The following is an 18,067-nucleotide window of genomic DNA, read 5'->3' as shown; positions in this document are numbered from 1 at the left end:
ACCCAAAAGTGGGAGGCGGTTTTGGGCAATGACATGCATCAAAACAAGGCGGCTCAGTGGAGGGTCTCTTCCTCGAGATCCGGCGCCTGCCACATCTTTTCGAGATTGTAGAATTCGCGGACTTCGGGGCGGAAGACATGGACGATGATATCGCCGGAATCGATCAGGACCCAGTCCGCGCCGGACAGCCCCTCGACGCGCGCCGTGCCGAGGCCGGCATCCTTGAGCGCCTTGAGGAGATGGTCGGCGACAGCCGAGACATGACGGTGCGATCGGCCCGATGCGACGACCATGTAGTCGCCGAGGCTCGATTTCCCCTGAATGTCGATTGAGACGATGTTTTCGGCCTTGGAGTCTTCCAGACTGGCAAGGACTGTGTCGATGGCGCGGGACACGGCGTCGTTTACGCTGATCCCGGCCGGCGAAGGCACGATGTCGGCCTTCTTCCGCAGTGCTGTTCTCAGTGTATTTCCTTTCGCAGCAAGAACAACCAAATCACCTCAAAAGCAGGTGACACCACTTAAATAGGCAGAGTTCCGTTGCAGTTTCAAGACGCAGCCCCAACTCACGCGAACTCGCCGGTTGCCCGCTTGTTCCATGCGGGGCGCAAAAAAGATCGGAACCCAGCCGTCTGGCATGGGTTATCGGCTGACCGACCAACCGGAATCCCGCCATGCCGATCGACCCGCAAAACACCCTTCTCACCGTCCAGGCCGGCCTGGCGCAGCTCAGCACGCTGATCGTCTCCTATTCCTTCTCGGCCATCGGCGCCATCATCCTGCTGGTGGTCGGCTACATCGTCGCCGGCCTCGCCGAGCGCTCGATCTTTGCTGGCCTCGGCCATATCCATGGTTTCGACGCGACGCTGCGACATTTCTTTTCCAAGATCGTCCGCTACGCCATCCTGATCCTGGTCGTCATCATGGTGCTCGGCCAGTTCGGCGTGCAGACCGCCTCGATCATCGCCGCGATCGGCGCCATCGGCCTTGCCATCGGCCTGGCGCTGCAAGGCACGCTCCAGAACATCGCCGCCGGCATCATGCTTCTGGCGCTGCGGCCGTTCCGCATCGGCGAATCCGTCGAGGTCGGCGCCATATCAGGCTCGATCGAGGAAATCGGCCTGTTCGCCACCAGGCTCAGGACCCCCGACGGCGTCTACATACTGGCGCCCAATTCGACGCTGTGGAACCAGCCTGTGCGCAATTTTTCGCGCAACGGCGTGCGCCGCGCCGACATCGGCTTGAGCATCGGCTCGTGGAACGACATCGACGGCGCCCAGAAAACATTGCTTGCCATTGCCGGCGCCGAGAAGCGCATCCGTCGTGAGCCAGCGCCCGTCGCCTTCGTGGCCAGCCTCGGCGACACGACCGTTTCGCTTACCTTGCGCTATTGGACTTCGGCCGCCGACTACTTCTCCACGAATATCGACATGACGAAGCGCGCAAAGCAGGCCTTTGACGCAGAAGGCATCTCCATCCCGCTGCCGCCGCCGGAAGCGCCGGCGCCGGAGGCCCGCAAGCAGTAGGCGATTGCGGGGGCGTCCCGAGCGCTTTCCCGGGAAAGGCAAGTAGCGTTTCCCTACGGCCTTGCGAAGAGAAACAGCCTTCAGTCCTTGGCCCGGCCTGCGATCTCGTCCGGCGCATAGGCGAGTTCCACCGGCAGCGGCGCCTGCGCCGTCATCGGTGCGAAGCTGCCGGTCTCGGTGGCGGCCCGTGTGGTGAACACGCGCAACAGCACGAACAGGCAGAAGGCGCAGGCGATGACGACAGCCACATAGATGAAGGCCTGTGTGCCGAAGACCGCCGACAGCGCCGTCACGATGCCCGGCACGATGAAACCCGATAGCGACCAGGCAAACAGGAGCGAGCTGGACAGCGCCACCATATCGTCCTTGCCGGCGCGGTCGGCGGCGTGCGCGCTGGACAGCGAATAGATCGATTCCGAAGCGCCGTCCCACAAGACATAGATCACCAGCAGCGCCGGCAGCGCGCCGCCGTCGAAGCCGAGCGCCAGCATGCCGGCCGCGGCGGCCAGCGCGGACGCCCCGATCAGCACGTAGCGGCGATCGGTGCGGTCGGAAATCCAGCCGAAGGGAAGCTGCAGGATCAGCGTGCCGAGCGGCATCACCGAAAGCAGCAATGCCACATCGGCCTGGCTATAGCCCTTGGCCGTGGCATGGATCGGCGCGAAACCGGAAATCGACATCGACAGGCCACCGACCGCCAGCATGCCGGCAACGCCGACCGGTGAAATCCGCCACGCCCGGCGCAGCGCCACCGAGGCGGCCTGCGGCGCCGGCGGCTGCGCCAGCCGCGTCATGCCGACCGGCAGGATCGACAAAGCGGTGAAGACTATGCCTATCAAGGGAGCGTCCGCGGTCTTGATGTCGACCAGCGCCAGCGTCGCATAGCCGACGCCGAGCCCGGCGACATAGGCGACGTAGAAAAAGGCCATCACCCGGCCGCGTATGGCGTTGGCCACGGCATCGTTCAGCCAGCTCTGCGCGACGATGAACAGGCCGCATATGGCAAAGCCGTAGAGGGCGCGCGCGCCGATCCACAGCACGGGGTGCGGACCGGCTCCGATGGCCGCGTTGGAAAGCGCGATCAGCGCCGACAGCACCATGAAGGCGCGGGCATGGCCGACCCTGCGCACCAGCGGTCCGGTCAGGATGCAGCCGGCAAGACCGCCGGCCGACAGACCGGTGACGATCAGCCCGGCCCAGGTCGGATCGAAGGCCTCGACGCCGAGCCGGACCGGGATGTAGGCAAACATCAGCCCGTTGCCGATGGCGATCAGCGCCATCGACGCGATGACACTGGCAATCGCGATCAGCGGCGTCGGCGCGCTGCCGTGCTCCGGATCGATTTTGGTATGGTGCTTCACGGGAGTGACCATGTTCAGACAAGATCGCCTATGCGGCGGCGAAAAGCCCCCGCAAAAACGACATCGGTGGTCTTCCCTTCTCCCGCAAGGGGAGAAGGAAGATCCGTGCGGGCCCTAACCCTTCGCCATTTTGCGGATCGCGGTCGACGACAGCGAGGAGCGCGGGCCGTGGATGAAGGTCCAGGCCGGCGCCTGCATGCGGGCAAGCAGCGGCGCGTCGCCTTCGTCGATGCGGGCATAGTCGAACGTCTTGGCGACGACCGATGACAGGAACGACAGCGTCGCGCCTGGCCGGTCGATGACCGCGATCGGGAACGTCAGCACGATTTCGCGCCAGCGCTGCCAGCGATGGAAATCGCGCAAACTGTCCGCGCCCATGATCCAGACGAAATCGACGCCGGGATTGCGCGCCTTGACCAGCGCCAGCGTGTCGGCGGTGTAGCGCACATGATGCGCCGCCTCGAAGGCGGTGACCTTGATCTTCGGGTTCCTGGCGATCTGCTCGGACAGCTGCAGCCGCTCGGCCAGCGGCGCCAATTCCCTCGTGTTCTTCAGCGGATTGCCCGGTGTCACCATCCACCAAAGCTGGTCGAGCGCCAGGCGCCTGAGCGCAATTTCGGCGACCAGCGCATGGCCGGCATGCGGCGGATTGAACGAGCCGCCGAACAGGCCGACGGCCAGGCCTTTCTCAGCATGCGGCATGCGGAGATAGCGGGAAGAAACGGCGTTCTCACCCTCCCCCTTGTGGGGAGGGTCGATCCGCGAAGCGGAACGGGGTGGGGGTATCGCGGAATTCAGCGTCGTTCCCCCACCCGGCTCGCTGCGCTCGCCACCCTCCCCACAAGGGGGAGGGTAAGGGGAGCGCTCAAGGCCTCACCTGTCCCGACCCGCGCACGCGATATTTGAACGAGGTCAGCTGCTCGACGCCGACCGGCCCGCGCGCATGCATCTTGCCGGTGGCGATGCCGATCTCGGCGCCCATGCCGAACTCGCCGCCGTCGGCGAACTGCGTCGAGGCATTGTGCAGCAGGATCGCCGAATCGATCTCGTTGAAGAACCGTTCCACGGCCTTGGGATCCTCGGCGATGATCGCCTCGGTGTGATGCGAGGAGAAGGTCTCGATATGCTCGATCGCGCCACCGATGCCGTCGACCAGCTTCACCGCGATGATGGCGTCGAGATATTCGGTCACCCAGTCGGCGTCGGTCGCCGGCTTGGCGTCGAAAAACACCTTCAGCACCTCTTGATCGGCATGGATCTCGCAGCCGGCCGCGCGCAAGGCATCGAGGATCGGCACCAGATGCGTGGACGCCACCGCACGGTCGACCAGCAGCGTCTCGGCGGCGCCGCAGACGCCGGTGCGCCGCATCTTGGCGTTGACGGCGATCTTCACCGCCATGTCGAGATCGGCGGAGCGGTCGATGTAGAGGTGGCAGATGCCTTCGAGATGGGCGAAGACCGGCACGCGCGCCTCGCTCTGCACCCTGCCGACCAAGCTTTTGCCGCCGCGCGGGATGATGACGTCGAGCGCACCACCTAGCCCCTTTAGCATCTCGCCGACGGCGGCACGATCGGTGGTCGGCACCAGCTGGATGGCATCTTCCGGCAGGCCGGCGGCCTTCAGGCCCTCCACCAGGCAGGCATGGATGGCAGCGGACGAATTGAGCGAATCCGAGCCGCCGCGCAGGATCACCGGATTGCCGGCCTTGAGGCAGAGCGCGCCGGCATCCGCCGTCACGTTCGGCCGGCTCTCATAAATGACGCCGACGACGCCGAGCGGCGTGCGCACGCGTTCGATCCGCAAGCCGTTCGGCCGTTGCCATGCGGCGATCACGTCGCCGACCGGATCCTTGAGTTCGGCGATTTCGCGGATGCCGTCGGCGATAGCGCGGATGCGCGCCGGAGTGAGCTTCAGCCGGTCCATGAAGGAGGCAGACAGTCCCGACTCCTCGCCATTCGAGACATCGATGGCATTGGCGTCGATAATGTCCTGCTCGCGGGCAAGGATCGCGTCTGCCATGGCAAGCAGCGCGGCATTCTTGGCGGCAGTGGAGGCGATGGCCAACGGTCGAGCGGCAGCGCGGGCACGGCGGCCGATATCGGCCATCAGCGCCACGGTGTCATCCCCGGATTTTTCATGCAGCTTCAGCATGGCTCATCCTCCGCTTATGTCGCCTCCCGCGTGACTCACCACGAGATCATCGCGGTGGATCATCGCCGAACGCGCTTCGTAGCCGAGCACGGTTTCGATCTCGGCCGTCTTCAGGCCAGCGATCCTTACGGCATCGGCGGCATCATAGGCAACCAGCCCGCGCGCGATCTCCCGGCCCTCGGGCGACAGGATCGCCACCGTATCGCCGCGCGAAAAATTGCCGCTGACCAATTTGACGCCTGCCGGCAGCAGCGATTTGCCCGATGCGAGCGCACCGACGGCGCCGGCGTCGACCGTCAGCCGGCCGGCCGGTTCGAGCTGGCCGGCGATCCAGGTCTTGTAGCCCTTGACCGGATTGGCGCTCGGTCGGAAGAAGGTGGCGCGCTCGCCGCGCTCGATCGCCATCAGCGGCGACAGCCGCGTGCCCGAGGTGATGATCATCGCGGTGCCCGCGGCGGTGGCGATCTTGCCGGCATCGAGCTTGGTGCGCATGCCGCCGCGCGACAGTTCGGAGGCGGCAGCCCCCGCCATCGCCTCGATGTCGGGCGTGATGCGGTCGACCACCGGGATGAATCTGGCTTGCGGGTCGCGCGCCGGCGGCGCGGTGTAGAGCCCGTCAATGTCGGAGAGCAGCACCAGAAGGTCGGCGCCCATCATGGTGGCAACGCGCGCGGCCAGCCGGTCATTGTCGCCATAGCGGATTTCGGAGGTGGCCACCGTGTCGTTCTCGTTGATCACCGGCACCGCCTTCATCTTGAGCAATGTCGAGATCGTCGCGCGGGCATTGAGATAGCGGCGGCGCTCCTCGGTGTCGCTAAGGGTCAGCAGAATCTGGCCCGACTTCAGGGCGCCCCTGCCGAGCGCATCCGACCAGGCGCCGGCGAGCGCGATCTGCCCGACGGCCGCCGCCGCCTGGCTTTCCTCGAGCTTCAGCGCGCGCTTGCCAAGGCCAAGGATGGTACGGCCAAGCGCGATGGCGCCGGAGGAGACGACGAGGATTTCCGCACCGCCCTGGGCCAGCACGGCAATATCGTCGGCGAGCGAGTCCAGCCAGTCGCGCTTCAGGCCGCTCGTGCGGTCGACGAGCAGCGCCGAGCCGATCTTGACGGTGATGCGCCGGTATTTTTTCAGCGACTGCATGGCCTTACTTTTCCCAGCGCGTCTCGACCGGGGCGGCAATCTGCGCCCGCGCCTCGGCAACGACGGCCATCAGCGCCCGCAGCGCGGCCTCGACACCTTCGCCGGTGACGGCGGACAAGAGCATAGGCGCGCGCCCTGCGGCACGCTTCAGCGAGGCGACCTTCTTCTTGCGTTCATCGGCATCGAGCGTGTCGACCTGGCTGAGTGCCAGGATCTCGACCTTGTCGGTCAACCCGTGGCCATAGGCTTCCAATTCGGCGCGCACGGTCTTGTAGGCCTTGCCCGGGTTTTCCTCTTGCGCCGAAACCAGATGTAAGAGCACGCGCGTGCGCTCGACATGGCCGAGGAAGCGATCGCCAATGCCGACGCCCTCATGCGCGCCCTCGATGAGGCCGGGAATATCGGCGATGACGAATTCGCGCGCGTCGATGCGGGCGACGCCGAGGCCGGGATACAGCGTCGTGAACGGATAGTCGGCGATCTTCGGCTTGGCGGCGGTGACGGCGGCCAGGAAAGTCGACTTGCCGGCATTGGGCAGCCCGACCAGCCCGGCATCGGCGATCAGTTTCAGCCGCAGCCAGATGTTGAGCTCTTCGCCGGGCAGGCCGGGGTTGGCGCGGCGCGGCGCCTGGTTGGTCGAGGTCTTGAAGTGCTGGTTGCCGAAGCCGCCATTGCCGCCCTTGGCGAGCAGGAAGCGCTGGCCGACCACTGTGAGGTCGCAGATCAGCGTCTCATTGTCTTCCTCGAACACCTGCGTTCCGGCCGGCACTTTCAGCGTGACGTCGGCGCCCTTGGCACCGGTCATGTTGCGGCCCATGCCGTGGACGCCGGTCTTGGCCTTGAAATGCTGCTGGTAGCGATAGTCGATCAGCGTGTTCAGCCCGTCGACCGCTTCCAGCCAGACATCGCCGCCGCGGCCGCCGTCGCCGCCATCCGGCCCGCCGAACTCGATGAACTTCTCGCGCCGGAACGACACCGAACCGGCGCCCCCGTCACCGGAGCGGACATAGACCTTGGCCTGATCGAGAAATTTCATGGGATTGCAGTTTCTTTTATTGGCCTTGCGGCATTGCTCTAAACCTTGGGCCTTGCTCTAAACCAAGGCGCGGTCAAGGGCGAGGCCGTTTTATGACAATGGCCGCGTGGGGTCGGCCGGAGACATGTTGCTATGAAGCTTGTAACCTACAACATCCAGTACGGCATCGGCCTCGATGGGCAATACGATGTCGAGCGTATCGCCGACGCCGTGCGCGGCGCCGACGTGGTTGCACTGCAGGAGGTCACCCGCAACAATCCTAGAAATGGCGGGCGCGACATGGTCGCCGAGATCGGCGAGGCGCTGCCTGACTATTTCGCCGTCTATGGTAGCAATTTCGAGGCCAATATCGGCTCGCGCATCGAGAACGGCCGCGCCATCACCACCACCTTCCAGCTCGGCAACATGATGCTGTCGAAGACGCCCATTCATCTGTCGCGCAACCTGCTTTTGCCGCGCAGCCGCAGCTTCGAGATGATGAATTTCCAGCGCGGCGCGCTGGAAGGGCTGATCGAGACGCCGCTTGGTTTCATTCGCTTCTATTCCATCCATCTTGATCACCGCAGCCCGGTCGAACGCACCAGGCAGATCCAGTTCTTGCGCCGGCGCCTTTTGAACTATGCGCTCGAAGGCGGTGCGCTGTCCGGCGTCGCCGAGATCGGCCTGCCGGAATTGCCGCATCCCGAGGCTTTTGTGGCCATGGGCGATTTCAACATGCTGGCCGGCTCGCCCGAATATATCGAACTCGCCGGCCGGCCGGACCATGAATTCGGCATGCCGCTGACCGCCGACTTCGCCGTCGATGCCGCCGTGCGCCTCAACGTTGCCGGCGACGATCTCGCCAGCTGGGTCGACCCCAAGGACCCGGCAAACACCAGCCGCCACAAGCGCATCGACTATGTCTTCACCAGCGCGTCGCTTGCCAGATCGCTGAAGCGCCTGTGGGTCGACCGGAAAGCAGCGGGTTCGGACCACCTGCCCGTGTGGGTCGAAATGAGCTGATGGCTCTTCATCCGGCTGCGTTTTCGCGTTCGACGATCGCCATCATGATCGTATCGCCATATTGCCCGTCGATACGGATAGCGTCGCGCTGCACACCCTCCCTGACAAACCCGACCTTGTCGTAAAGAGCGACGGCGCGGACATTGTCGGCATGTACGGACAGCTCGACGCGGACAAGGCCCACCTTGCGTGCCTGCGCCAAGGTCACATTGATAAGCCGCGGTCCGAGGCCACGCCCGCGATGGGAGGCAACAATCCCCATTCCGAGGCTGCCGCGATGGGCACAGATGAGCCGGTCATGGCGTGAGATATCGCACCAGCCGACAACCTCGCCACGAACAACGGCGACGAAACCTGGATCGCCTGCCGCGATACGGTCCGATACGAAGCGCCGGGTTTGGTCCAGTGGCGGCGCCTCGAGGAAGGACAGATACTTCCGCTCACGCGCCACGAGATCAAGCGCGCGATGGAAGCTTTCGATGTGATCGGGCGCTATCGGCGCGATCTCGATCGTTTCAATATCGTTGCTGTCATCGACCATTGGCTTGCCCGGCGCCGTCCATCAAAAATGCACCCAGTTGCGCAGGCTCGTCCAAGTCTTGCGATCCAGCCTGTAGCGCTCGACCGGCACCTGGCCGGCGACGATCGAGTTCAGCATGCCCTGGCCGGCATACTGGAAACCGCACTTGTGGATCACCCGGCGCGAGGCCGGATTGATGACCCGCGTCGAGGCATGCAGCACCTGGACCGATGTCTTCTGGAAGGCGAGGTCGACCAGCGCGTGGGCGGCCTCCGTCGCATAGCCGCGCTTCCAGTAGGGTTCGCCGATCCAGTAGCCGAGTTCCAGCCCGCGATCGGTGGTGTTGAGGCCCGCGCAGCCGACGAAAGTGTCGGTGCCGGCCAGCGTCAAGGCATAGGCGATGCCGGCGCGGCGCGACCGCGTCATGGCCAGGAATGCCCGCGCCTCGGCCTCGCCATAGGGGTGTGGCATTCGCGCCAGCATTTCGGCGACATGACGGTTGTCGGCAAGCTCGACCAGTTGCGCGATGTCGCTCTCGCGCGGCGCCCGCATCACCAGCCGCTCGGTGACCAGCACCGGGCAGTCTATCGCGTAACTTTCGTCTTCTGAGTCTTCCGCTTCGGCAACCATTTCAAAGTCCTCCAGGCACAAGAAAAAGGGGAGATGGAAACCCATCTCCCCTGATCCTTTTCCTGGCGTTGCCAGACACCGGTTCCCGAGATGGGTGCCGGTGTTCTAGTGCGGAACCGGCTACTCCGCGGCTTTGGCAATCGGGTTGACCGATACGTAGGTTCGGCCATTGGCTTTTTTGTTGAACGTCACGGCGCCGGATTCGAGCGCGAAAAGGGTATGATCCGTGCCCATGCCGACATTGACGCCGGGATGCCAGGTCGTGCCGCGTTGACGAATGATGATGTTGCCCGGGATGACGGCTTCGCCGCCGAACTTCTTCACGCCCAGACGCTTGGAATGCGAGTCGCGACCGTTGCGCGACGAGCCGCCAGCTTTCTTGTGTGCCATCTAACTAACTCCGTTGCGCCGCAAGGCGCCTAAAAGGCCTTATGAACGCGTTCGCGTTCCGTTTCAAGTCCGATCCGGCGGATGTTTCGCCGGAAAAACTACTTCTTCGCCAGTTCCTTGGCCTGTTCGCGCCAGTCCTTGATCTGATCGGCGCTGAACGGCATGTGCTCGTCGATCTTGGCGACATCCTTGTCGGTCAGCTTGGCGAGCTGCGCGAAGGTGATGATGCCCTGCTCGTTGAGATCCTTGGCGGCGACCGGGCCGATGCCCTTGATCACGGTCAGGTCGTCCGGCTCGCCCTTCGGCGCCTTGAACAGCGGCGCGGCGGCGGTCTCGGCCGTCACGTCTGCCTTGGGGGCAGCTTCCTTCTTGGCCTTGGCCTCCTTCGGAGCAGCGTCGGCAGCAATTTCAGCCTTGGCTTCCGCCTTCACGGCGGCCTTCTTGGCGGGCTTCGCGCCACCCAGCAGGATCTCGGAGATCCGCACGGTGGTCAAAAGCTGGCGATGGCCGATCTTGCGGCGCGAATTCTGACGGCGGCGCTTCTTGAAAGCGATGACCGTGCGGTTCTTGCCCTGCTCGACGACTTCGGCGGTGACCAGAGCGCCATCGACGAACGGCGCGCCGAACGTGACGTTCTCGCCCTCGCCATGCGCGAGCACGTGGCCGATCTCGACGATATCGCCGACATTGGCTTCGACTTTTTCGATCTTCAGGAGATCGTTGGCGGCAACGCGATACTGCTTACCGCCCGTTTTAATGACTGCGAACATTTTTTGCCTTTCGCTGTTCGGTCGGCCTCGATGAACCGCCTGAGGCGGTTCGGCCGTCTTTTTGTCAGTCTGCGGGTTCAAAAAACAAGCGGCGCGGAAGAACCCTCCACGCCGATTGCGCGCTGTCCCTAACCGAAGGTTGCGGTGGAGTCAAGGCAAACGGTCATTGGCAAGACTGCCATTGGCCGGCAAAGACCGGGCATGTCAATCTCACCGCCCGGCGTTGCCATCGCCTGACGACGAGGATGCGTGGTTGGCCGCTGAAACCGCATGGGTTCGGCAGCAAAGACCTGCCCTGTCTCAGGTGCTTGCCCCGCAGGCCGGATGACAAGCCAAATATCGGTGGATTTGGCCTTGTAACCTGCCCGTTCAGCCGTTATCTAGTGCGCCGCGCCGGCAACGGCCGACCATGACCGCGGAGAGGTGGCAGAGTGGTCGAATGCACCGCACTCGAAATGCGGCATGGGTGCAAGCCCATCGGGGGTTCGAATCCCTCCCTCTCCGCCATATCGCCAATAATATCAATAAGTTAGAGAAACTGGCAAAACTTACCCGCCAAAAAGCCCATCATGTAGGATGCTATTGATCTGGGCAGCATGCGACGGCATGAGAAATCTGACCGCGGTGCCATTTGCCATTCCGAGCGTCCACCGGTGCGAGCCGTCGGCGCGTGTGCCGTTATAGAAGGCGACATCGCAGGTCTGCACGCCGCCGTAGGTGGCGCAGATCAGATAGGAGCGGCCAGGTTCGGGCCGGTTCTGGATTGGTGTCCAGGCTCCTGCCGCCATCTTCATCCAGCATCCTCCGCGTCGGCGGCAGCTTGCGGCGCAGGAAACCATGGCGCAACCTGGAGCACCGCCCGCAGTTCCGTCTTCACAAAATCCGGTGCGCGCCAGACATACGCCGCTGCCAGCGCTTTGCCCGCGGGCGTTAGCGACTGGAGGTGGCTGATCGCGTTCGGGACGGTAAAGTCCTTGCCCGTCTCCCGCTTGAAATTGCCTGGCAGCCCCGTCCAGATCACCACATCGAATCCCTTCTCAGCGGCCCAGGGGGCTATCGTATCCGGGACGTCCGGCTCGCAGGTCCGGCTGCCGTCACGAAAGTAAAATCCCATCCGCCTCATGACCGTGCCTTCCCGGCAGCGCAGATCGGCGATCGCGTCATCAGGATTCTTGCGGGTACTGATCGCATATGCGCTGACGCAGCCGGAGCCGTTCTCGCTATCGATCACGAGTGTGAGCGCGCCCTTGCGGGTCTCGGAAATGCGAGAGAACTCCAGTTTCAGAACAGGGCCATCCGGGAGCCACTCTTCGTGATGCTGGTCGAACTCTGGCCGTTCGTCCCAGACAAGAGACCCCCAACCCAGAATCGCAATCTTCGGCGCATCCTTCTTTTCGGTCATCCTGCCCCCCCTGGTTGGTGACCGCAGTGTAGCCATTAATGATCTGTCGATCAGTAGCAAGTTGACGCGCGCGTCCCTGCCGCCTCGCTTCGCTACGGCGCGACGGGTCAGGCTCTGGGCTGACGCCCCTGAGCCGCAGGGCGTCTCGGCCCACGCGGGCGACGATCCTTCGTGCCAAATGTGGCTCGGGAACACGCCGGCGAAGTAGGCTTGAGCGTAATTGAATTTATTTATGGAAAAAACATCTCTGGCTCGCCGGCATGTTTAACTATCACAAACCGCTATTCATTTGTGTATCCATTGGCTACACTCCCGCCTCATGAAGGATGCCGGGCTCCGCATACGGGTGCAGCGTGAACTTCGCGAGCAATTTCTGGATGCGTGCCGGGCGCATGACACGCCCGCCGCCCAGGTGCTTCGCGAATTCATGCGCGATTATGTGGCCCGGCATGCGGGAGGCTCAGACGGCGAGAGGACGCGTATTAGCGCCGCGCCGTCCACGGAGCTGTACAGGCAGAAACGCTGAGGGGGAAGAGACTTGCGGGGTATATCAGGGGGCCATAGGAAATCAGTTGGAGTGACGAGCCCCGGCGTGGTGTCCGCAGATGTTATCGCGCCCCGGCTGCGGGAGCGCGACCATTGATGTCTTCGGCCCTTGATTTCGACCGCCTGCTCAAGCTTCGCCTGGTCGTCGCCCGGTTCGGCGAGATGGACCTGGCTAAATGGTGGAATACCCGCGGCCAGCTCGGCCGGCTCGGCGCAGCTACTCTCCGCCGGGGATTCCCGCGCACCCATTATTTCGCTCAGGCCCGCTCCGTTTTTGCCGTCGCGGCCCATCGTTGCCGCGAAGTTTTCGCGCCTCCTGCTGGCGTAACCCTCTGGCAGCTTCCGGAAGACGTTGAAGACGAATTCGATGCGCGCTGGGAGCACTGGCTTGACCATGCCGACGAATGGGTTCCCTTTTTCCAGAAACTGGAAAGTCTTCAAGGGGATGACCTGAAAGCGGTGCTCGACTCATTCGCTTCAATCACGGACGCCGAGTCCGAGATGTTCTCAAAACTGCGGCGTACGGCAGAGGGTCGCGCCGTGCCGCTGCCCGCGCCGTTTGCCTATACGGACCAGGATATCGCGCTGCTCGCGCTGGGGTTCGCACGCGGGGAGCCGGGCGCCCTCGCAGTTCCTTACTCGGCAGGGAGTAAGGCGTGAAAAATCTTACAAACCCGTTTTCTCAAAGACTTCTTCGCAAGGGCGCCCTCGTCGAGGAGGCCTACACACTGTTTGAGCAATGGAGCCCGCGGCAGTCGTTCGACGAAAACTTTGATCGCGTCTTCCAGGGCGGCTTTCGCAGCGAAGGATGGAAGACGGAAGTGCGGTCCACCCTTCGGCGCAGGTTCCGCGATCTGGACGAGGCAAAGCCGCTGATCGAACTCGCGCAAAAACACTACAATATCCTCGACTGGAAGCTGTGTCTTCACTTCTGGGTCGGTCTCCGCGAGACAATATACGCCCTGTTCCTGGAGGAGTGGCTGTATCCTCAATACGAATCCGGCCGTCTTCTTCTGCGCTCGGAAGATGCTGTGCCGTACGTGCGGCAGTCCTGGAAAGCCCTGAACGCCGTGCGGGCGCCTCTGTCCGAGTACGGCGCCGTTCGCACCGCGAGAGACCTGCTGCGGATGGCCCGGGACTTCGGTATTCTCGAAGGCGACGGGCCGGCGAAGAAGTTCTCTTCTTTGCAGCTGTCAGACGACTTATTCCTATACTTCTGCCACGCGATCGCGACAGAAGAAAAATCGACCGCGCGCGTGCCGGCCAGCGAACTGTGGAAGCTGCTCCTGATTGGCCCTGATCGGGTGCATGAGCATCTGCTGCGGTTGCATCAGTACCGCAAGCTGGACTACCAGGTTGCCGGAAGCCTCGTGCAGTTGACGCTGCCGTGCGCCAACGCGTCTGAATATGCCGGGAGGATGGCGGCATGAGTTTGGCTGATCCAATGATTCACCGGTTGAAAGATGACCTTGAGCCTATTCTCGTTCTGCCAGATCCCAGAGAAAAGATCAGCGCTTATCATGACATGCCCTATGCTATCTTTCATTACAATCCCGAAGAAGAGTTTGATCTCAGAAGGCAGATAACGCTGCTGGAAACGCGACTCACGCAAAAGGGGAAGCGGATCAAGCGCATTTCCCTGGCTGAATGCCTTCACGCGGCGATGACGTTGCAACGGCCGCTGGAGGAGTGGTTCGACGCAGAGCGCGAACAGGGAACGGACACGATCGTCCAGACGGTGCATTCGGTCCTTTCTGATTATACACCTCTCGTCGACCTGGTGGCGGCGCAGATGCCGGGCGATCCCGATCCCCTTCGTGATATTGTGTTCATCATGCGCACCGGCGCACTTTTTCCCGTCTACCGGACTTTTTCGCTGCTGGAGCAGCTGAAGGGGCATGTGACGGTGCCGACCGTGCTCTTTTACCCGGGTGATCTGGATGGGGCGGCGGGTCTTCGCTTTATGGGCGTGCTGGCGGCTGAACACAATTATCGCCCCAAAATTTTCTGACAGGGCCAAATAATGACCGAAACAATCAAAAACCTGTTCGCGAACGATGTTCACCGCCCCATAGAAGAAGTCATCAAGGTCGATCAGACCAGAGACGATGTTATCCGCGATGAAATCGGCGAATATGTCGTTACGGATGCTATTCGTTCTCATTACGCTGGCATTTTTGACGCGTATAGCCAAACTCCTAACAAGCCTCACGAAGGCATCGCGATATGGGTTTCCGGCTTCTTCGGTTCGGGTAAGTCAAGCTTTGCGAAGATGCTCGGCCTCTCGATCGAGAACCGCGTGATCGCCGGTGTTCCTGCTGCCGACCGCTTCGCTCAAAGAGTCGGGGACAATCAGAAAGCCGACGTCAAGAAGCTTCAGGTTCTTCTCAAGACCATCAATGAGAAAATCCCGACTCACGCCGTCATTTTCGACGTTTCGACCGACCGCGGCATAAGGACCGGCAACCAGTCTCTTACCGAGATCATGTACGGCCTCTTTCTCCAGAGCCTTGGCTACGCGAAGGATCTGGATTTGTCCGAGCTTGAGATCGGCTTGGAGGAAAAAGGACGGCTCGAAGATTTTGAGGCCGAGTACCATCGGCTCTTCGGCAAGGAATGGGCGTCCGAGAAGGGCAAAGTGGCGTTCGCACTCAGCGAGGCGAGTCGCGTGCTTCACAGCCTTGATCCCGAGACGTATCCCATGGCCGATTCATGGGTGAAGGCGGTCAAAAACAAGGCCGATATTTCGCCGGGCAAGCTTGCCGAGCGCGCGAATGAATTGATGAAGCGCAGGCGCCCCGGCCAGGCTTTGATGTTCGTGATCGACGAGGTGGGCCAGTTCGTTGCCCGCGACGTCCAGAAGATGCTGGACCTGCAAGCCGTCGTGCAGAACCTGGGCGTGAAAGGGCGCGGCAAGCACTGGATCGTCGTCACCTCCCAGGAAAAACTCGGCGAGCTTGTCAGCGGCCTTGACGACAAGAAGATCGAACTCGCCCGGCTGATGGACCGCTTCCCGTTGCAGGTCCATCTGGAGCCGTCCGACATTTCGGAAGTGACGAGCCGGCGCGTCCTTTCGAAGGACGGGCCTGCCGAAAAGGTTCTGGGAGAGTTGTTCGACCAGCATCGCGGACGGTTCACCGAGCACACGCGGCTCACCGCTGATATCAAGCTGCCTGAATTGACGCGGGAAGGCTTCATCGATCTCTACCCGCTGCTTCCGTATCAGATCGACCTCATCATCCAGGTGGTTTCCGGTCTGCGGACGCAGGGCGGGGCGAGCAAGCATGTCGGCGGCGCTAACCGCACCATCATCAAGCTTGCGCAGCAGCTGCTGATAAACCCTGCCGTCAACCTGGCAGACAAGACGGTCGGCGCCGTGGCCCGTCTGGATCAAGTCTACGACCTGGTCGAAGGCAATATCGGCTCCGAGGTCAGAGCGAAGATTTCTGCCATTTCAAAGGAGCTGGACCACCCGCTCGCACAGCCGGTCGCGAAGGTGATCTGCCTTTTGCAATATGTGAAGAGCGTCCACCGCACGGCGGAGAATATCGCCACGGCACTGCATCCCGGCGTTGCCGCGGACTCGCAGCTCGCGGCGGTGAAGGAGGCGCTCCGCCAGCTGGAGGCGGCCAATAAGGTGCGCCTTGGCGATGACGGATATCGCATCCCCACGCCCGCGGAAGACGACTGGGAGCGCATCCGCAACGGCATCAGCCCCAAACCGGGCGACTCGCATCGAATCTACTCCGAGATACTGGCCTCGTTCTGGCAGCCCCAGCCCAGCCACACGCTGTTTGACACCAAGACATTCAAGGCTGGTCTTGCCATTCAAGGGCGTGAAATCGTTGGCGGCGACATGATGTTCCATGTGCATCTTGCCGACGATGGCGCCGCTTTCAACGCGCAGGCCAGCGAACTCCGCACCCGCAGCCAGCAGGAGCGGAAAAATGTGTTCTGGTCCGCTGCGCTTAACGACGCGATCGACCGGGAAACGGTCGAGCTATTCCGGTCGAGGGAAATGCTCGCGCGGAAGGAGCGCGAAGCGAAGACAGCCGATGAAACGGCGCTGATTGGCGAGGAAAAGATCAGGCAGCGGCGTCACCAGGACGAACTGCGCCGCCTGCTGAAGGTCGCATGCCTTGCAGGCAGCGTCAGCTTCCGCGGCAATGACCGCAGCCCTGATGACCGGGCTGTTGATGTGGGCAGGAGCGCCGCCGATATTCTCGGGGACGTGCTGCCCGAGGTCTTCGACCGTTTCAAGGAAGCGGCCGCCCGCCCCGCCGATGTGAAGAAGGGGCTGGAGGCCCTCTTTGTCGCCGAGAACTTGCAGGGGCTTCCGGCAGTGTTCGGCACGCTGGGCCTTTTGCGCGACGAAAAAAACAAGACCGTGTTCCGCGTCGAAAGCGGCGCCATGGCCGAAGTCATGTCTCGCATAGAAGACAGGGCCAATTACGGCGACACCGCGAGCGGGCGATATCTTACCGACGAGTTTGCGAAAGAGCCATTTGGCTGGGATTTTGAAGTCGTGCGGCTTCTGGTTCTTTCCCTGCTGCGCGCCGGAAAGATACAGGTAACCAGCCGCAGCCAGACCATCGACTCCGCGACCGGGGTCGAGGCGCGCGACACATTCTCGAATAACAATTTCTTCCGCCAGGCCTCCTTCAGGCCCAAGAAAGGGATCGAATTCGAAGAGTTGGTGAAGGCCTCCGAGGCGTTCCGCGATACCTTCGGAACTGAGGTGCGCGAATTGAACGCCGGCGCCATCGTGGCCGAAATTCGCAAGGAAGTCGCGCGATACGAAGACCCAGTCGCAGCCGCGCTGGGGCGGCTGACCGCATACCGGCTGCCGGGCACGGGCCTTCTTGAAGGTGCGCTGGGTGAGATGAAGGCCGTCCTGCGCGGCTCGGAAGACAACGCCATCGCCGCGTTCAACGCCTCGCACCGGTCGATCAAGGACGCGATCAAGCGCGCCACAGAGCTTGAGCAGGCCCTGACGGAACCCCGGTTGAATGACCTGGAACGCGCGCGGGAGGCGCAGAACGCGGCATGGCCATTCCTGCAGAACGAATCTGATATCGCCGATGAGCTGCGCGTCAAGGCAGAAGAGCTGGAAGACTATCTCCAGCGGGAGACCTTCTACCGCGAACTGCCGGCGATCGAGCAACATGCGACTGCGATCAACGCCGAGTATGCCCGCCGGTTCGAGGAGGCCATGGGCGCGCGGATCGTGGCCTACGCGCAAGCCTTGGAACGTCTGACGCTTACACCCGGATGGGAAGAAATCCCACCCGAGCGGCGCGACAGACTGGCCGCTCCGCTTCAGCGCGGCACCGTCCGGGATCAGGACAGAGTCCCTATCCCTCAACTCCGTTCGGAGTTGGATGCCTGCGAGAGCCGCCTTCATGACGCTATCGCGGAATTGCACCGTATCGTCGACGGCGACCGCGTCGCGACAGTGAGGCTGGGTGGATATTTCTCGGGAGGAATCGAAACCGAAGAGCAGCTGGAAGCCGCGCTCCAAGGCATTCGCGAGGAGTGCTCGCGCCTGATCGGGACCGGCAAGAAAGTGATCGTTCAATGACGGGCGGGCGGC

Annotated in this window: 18 protein-coding genes and 1 tRNA gene; 7 read left to right on the top strand and 12 right to left on the bottom strand. The window is 62.7% G+C overall.

Annotated elements, in window-relative coordinates; genetic code table 11:
- Window positions 1-53: 53 nt before the first annotated feature.
- Window positions 54-434, bottom strand: a complete 381-nt coding sequence (gene rsfS, locus ACWGS8_RS00940) for a ribosome silencing factor (RefSeq protein ID WP_454580103.1) — start codon at window positions 432-434, stop codon at window positions 54-56.
- A 239-nt stretch (window positions 435-673) separates the two neighbouring features.
- Between rsfS and ACWGS8_RS00935 the strand changes: the two genes are divergently transcribed.
- Window positions 674-1,525 carry a mechanosensitive ion channel family protein gene (locus ACWGS8_RS00935; protein ID WP_454579188.1) on the top strand — a complete coding sequence of 284 codons (852 nt, stop codon included), beginning with the start codon at window positions 674-676 and terminating at the stop codon, window positions 1,523-1,525.
- Between the two features lie 80 nt (window positions 1,526-1,605).
- Here ACWGS8_RS00935 and ACWGS8_RS00930 read toward each other — a convergent pair whose 3' ends face one another.
- The 5 genes from ACWGS8_RS00930 to obgE all read right to left on the bottom strand — a co-directional run bounded on the left by ACWGS8_RS00930 (window position 1,606) and on the right by obgE (window position 7,214).
- Window positions 1,606-2,898 (bottom strand): MFS transporter, encoded by a 1,293-nt coding sequence (locus ACWGS8_RS00930; RefSeq protein WP_454579187.1) that lies wholly within the window; start codon window positions 2,896-2,898, stop codon window positions 1,606-1,608.
- A gap of 102 nt (window positions 2,899-3,000) precedes the next feature.
- Window positions 3,001-3,588 carry a nicotinate-nucleotide adenylyltransferase gene (locus ACWGS8_RS00925; protein ID WP_454579186.1) on the bottom strand — a complete coding sequence of 196 codons (588 nt, stop codon included), beginning with the start codon at window positions 3,586-3,588 and terminating at the stop codon, window positions 3,001-3,003.
- A 163-nt stretch (window positions 3,589-3,751) separates the two neighbouring features.
- A complete protein-coding gene (locus ACWGS8_RS00920; protein ID WP_454579185.1) occupies window positions 3,752-5,038 on the bottom strand; it encodes a glutamate-5-semialdehyde dehydrogenase in 1,287 nt (428 codons plus the stop codon).
- 3 nt (window positions 5,039-5,041) lie between these two features.
- Window positions 5,042-6,178 (bottom strand): glutamate 5-kinase, encoded by a 1,137-nt coding sequence (gene proB / locus ACWGS8_RS00915; RefSeq protein ID WP_454579184.1) that lies wholly within the window; start codon window positions 6,176-6,178, stop codon window positions 5,042-5,044.
- A 4-nt stretch (window positions 6,179-6,182) separates the two neighbouring features.
- On the bottom strand, window positions 6,183-7,214 hold the full coding sequence (obgE, locus tag ACWGS8_RS00910) for a GTPase ObgE (RefSeq protein WP_454579183.1): 1,032 nt from the start codon (window positions 7,212-7,214) through the stop codon (window positions 6,183-6,185).
- 132 nt (window positions 7,215-7,346) lie between these two features.
- Here obgE and ACWGS8_RS00905 point away from each other — a divergent pair, with 132 nt between their 5' ends.
- A complete protein-coding gene (locus tag ACWGS8_RS00905; protein WP_454579182.1) occupies window positions 7,347-8,216 on the top strand; it encodes an endonuclease/exonuclease/phosphatase family protein in 870 nt (289 codons plus the stop codon).
- A 7-nt stretch (window positions 8,217-8,223) separates the two neighbouring features.
- Here ACWGS8_RS00905 and ACWGS8_RS00900 read toward each other — a convergent pair whose 3' ends face one another.
- The 4 genes from ACWGS8_RS00900 to ACWGS8_RS00885 all read right to left on the bottom strand — a co-directional run bounded on the left by ACWGS8_RS00900 (window position 8,224) and on the right by ACWGS8_RS00885 (window position 10,526).
- The gene (locus ACWGS8_RS00900) at window positions 8,224-8,757 is read right to left on the bottom strand and encodes a GNAT family N-acetyltransferase (protein ID WP_454579181.1); all 534 of its coding nucleotides are present in this window, start codon (window positions 8,755-8,757) and stop codon (window positions 8,224-8,226) included.
- Window positions 8,758-8,778: 21 nt separating this feature from the next.
- Window positions 8,779-9,366: a GNAT family N-acetyltransferase gene (locus ACWGS8_RS00895; RefSeq protein ID WP_010912119.1), complete on the bottom strand. Its 588-nt coding sequence runs from the start codon at window positions 9,364-9,366 to the stop codon at window positions 8,779-8,781.
- Window positions 9,367-9,486: 120 nt separating this feature from the next.
- Window positions 9,487-9,756 (bottom strand): 50S ribosomal protein L27, encoded by a 270-nt coding sequence (gene rpmA / locus ACWGS8_RS00890; RefSeq protein WP_095771984.1) that lies wholly within the window; start codon window positions 9,754-9,756, stop codon window positions 9,487-9,489.
- Window positions 9,757-9,854: 98 nt separating this feature from the next.
- Window positions 9,855-10,526 carry a 50S ribosomal protein L21 gene (locus tag ACWGS8_RS00885; RefSeq protein WP_454579180.1) on the bottom strand — a complete coding sequence of 224 codons (672 nt, stop codon included), beginning with the start codon at window positions 10,524-10,526 and terminating at the stop codon, window positions 9,855-9,857.
- A 417-nt stretch (window positions 10,527-10,943) separates the two neighbouring features.
- Here ACWGS8_RS00885 and ACWGS8_RS00880 point away from each other — a divergent pair.
- A tRNA-Ser gene (locus tag ACWGS8_RS00880) sits at window positions 10,944-11,033 on the top strand.
- Between the two features lie 41 nt (window positions 11,034-11,074).
- Here the strand turns inward: ACWGS8_RS00880 and ACWGS8_RS00875 are convergent.
- Both ACWGS8_RS00875 and ACWGS8_RS00870 read right to left on the bottom strand, forming a co-directional pair.
- Window positions 11,075-11,320: a hypothetical protein gene (locus tag ACWGS8_RS00875; RefSeq protein ID WP_454579179.1), complete on the bottom strand. Its 246-nt coding sequence runs from the start codon at window positions 11,318-11,320 to the stop codon at window positions 11,075-11,077.
- Entirely contained in the window at window positions 11,317-11,928 is a 612-nt protein-coding gene (locus tag ACWGS8_RS00870; protein ID WP_454579178.1) for a hypothetical protein, read from the bottom strand. Before ACWGS8_RS00870 ends, ACWGS8_RS00875 begins: the two co-directional genes overlap by 4 nt.
- A 642-nt stretch (window positions 11,929-12,570) precedes the next feature.
- Between ACWGS8_RS00870 and ACWGS8_RS00865 the strand changes: the two genes are divergently transcribed.
- From ACWGS8_RS00865 to brxC, 4 genes are read left to right on the top strand one after another with little or no spacing between them, the layout of a single operon-like run.
- On the top strand, window positions 12,571-13,134 hold the full coding sequence (locus tag ACWGS8_RS00865; protein WP_454579177.1) for a BrxE family protein: 564 nt from the start codon (window positions 12,571-12,573) through the stop codon (window positions 13,132-13,134).
- A complete protein-coding gene (locus tag ACWGS8_RS00860) occupies window positions 13,131-13,904 on the top strand; it encodes a BrxA family protein (RefSeq protein WP_454579176.1) in 774 nt (257 codons plus the stop codon). Before ACWGS8_RS00865 ends, ACWGS8_RS00860 begins: the two co-directional genes overlap by 4 nt.
- On the top strand, window positions 13,901-14,485 hold the full coding sequence (locus ACWGS8_RS00855; protein ID WP_454579175.1) for a BREX protein BrxB domain-containing protein: 585 nt from the start codon (window positions 13,901-13,903) through the stop codon (window positions 14,483-14,485). Before ACWGS8_RS00860 ends, ACWGS8_RS00855 begins: the two co-directional genes overlap by 4 nt.
- Window positions 14,486-14,497: 12 nt before the next feature.
- Window positions 14,498-18,055 (top strand): BREX system P-loop protein BrxC, encoded by a 3,558-nt coding sequence (gene brxC, locus ACWGS8_RS00850; RefSeq protein WP_454579174.1) that lies wholly within the window; start codon window positions 14,498-14,500, stop codon window positions 18,053-18,055.
- Window positions 18,056-18,067 lie beyond the last annotated feature (12 nt).

Source organism: Mesorhizobium sp. 43Arga (genome assembly GCF_053714255.1).
Note: the sequence above shows the minus strand (reverse complement) of the source record. Positions and strands in the feature narration are given on the sequence as shown.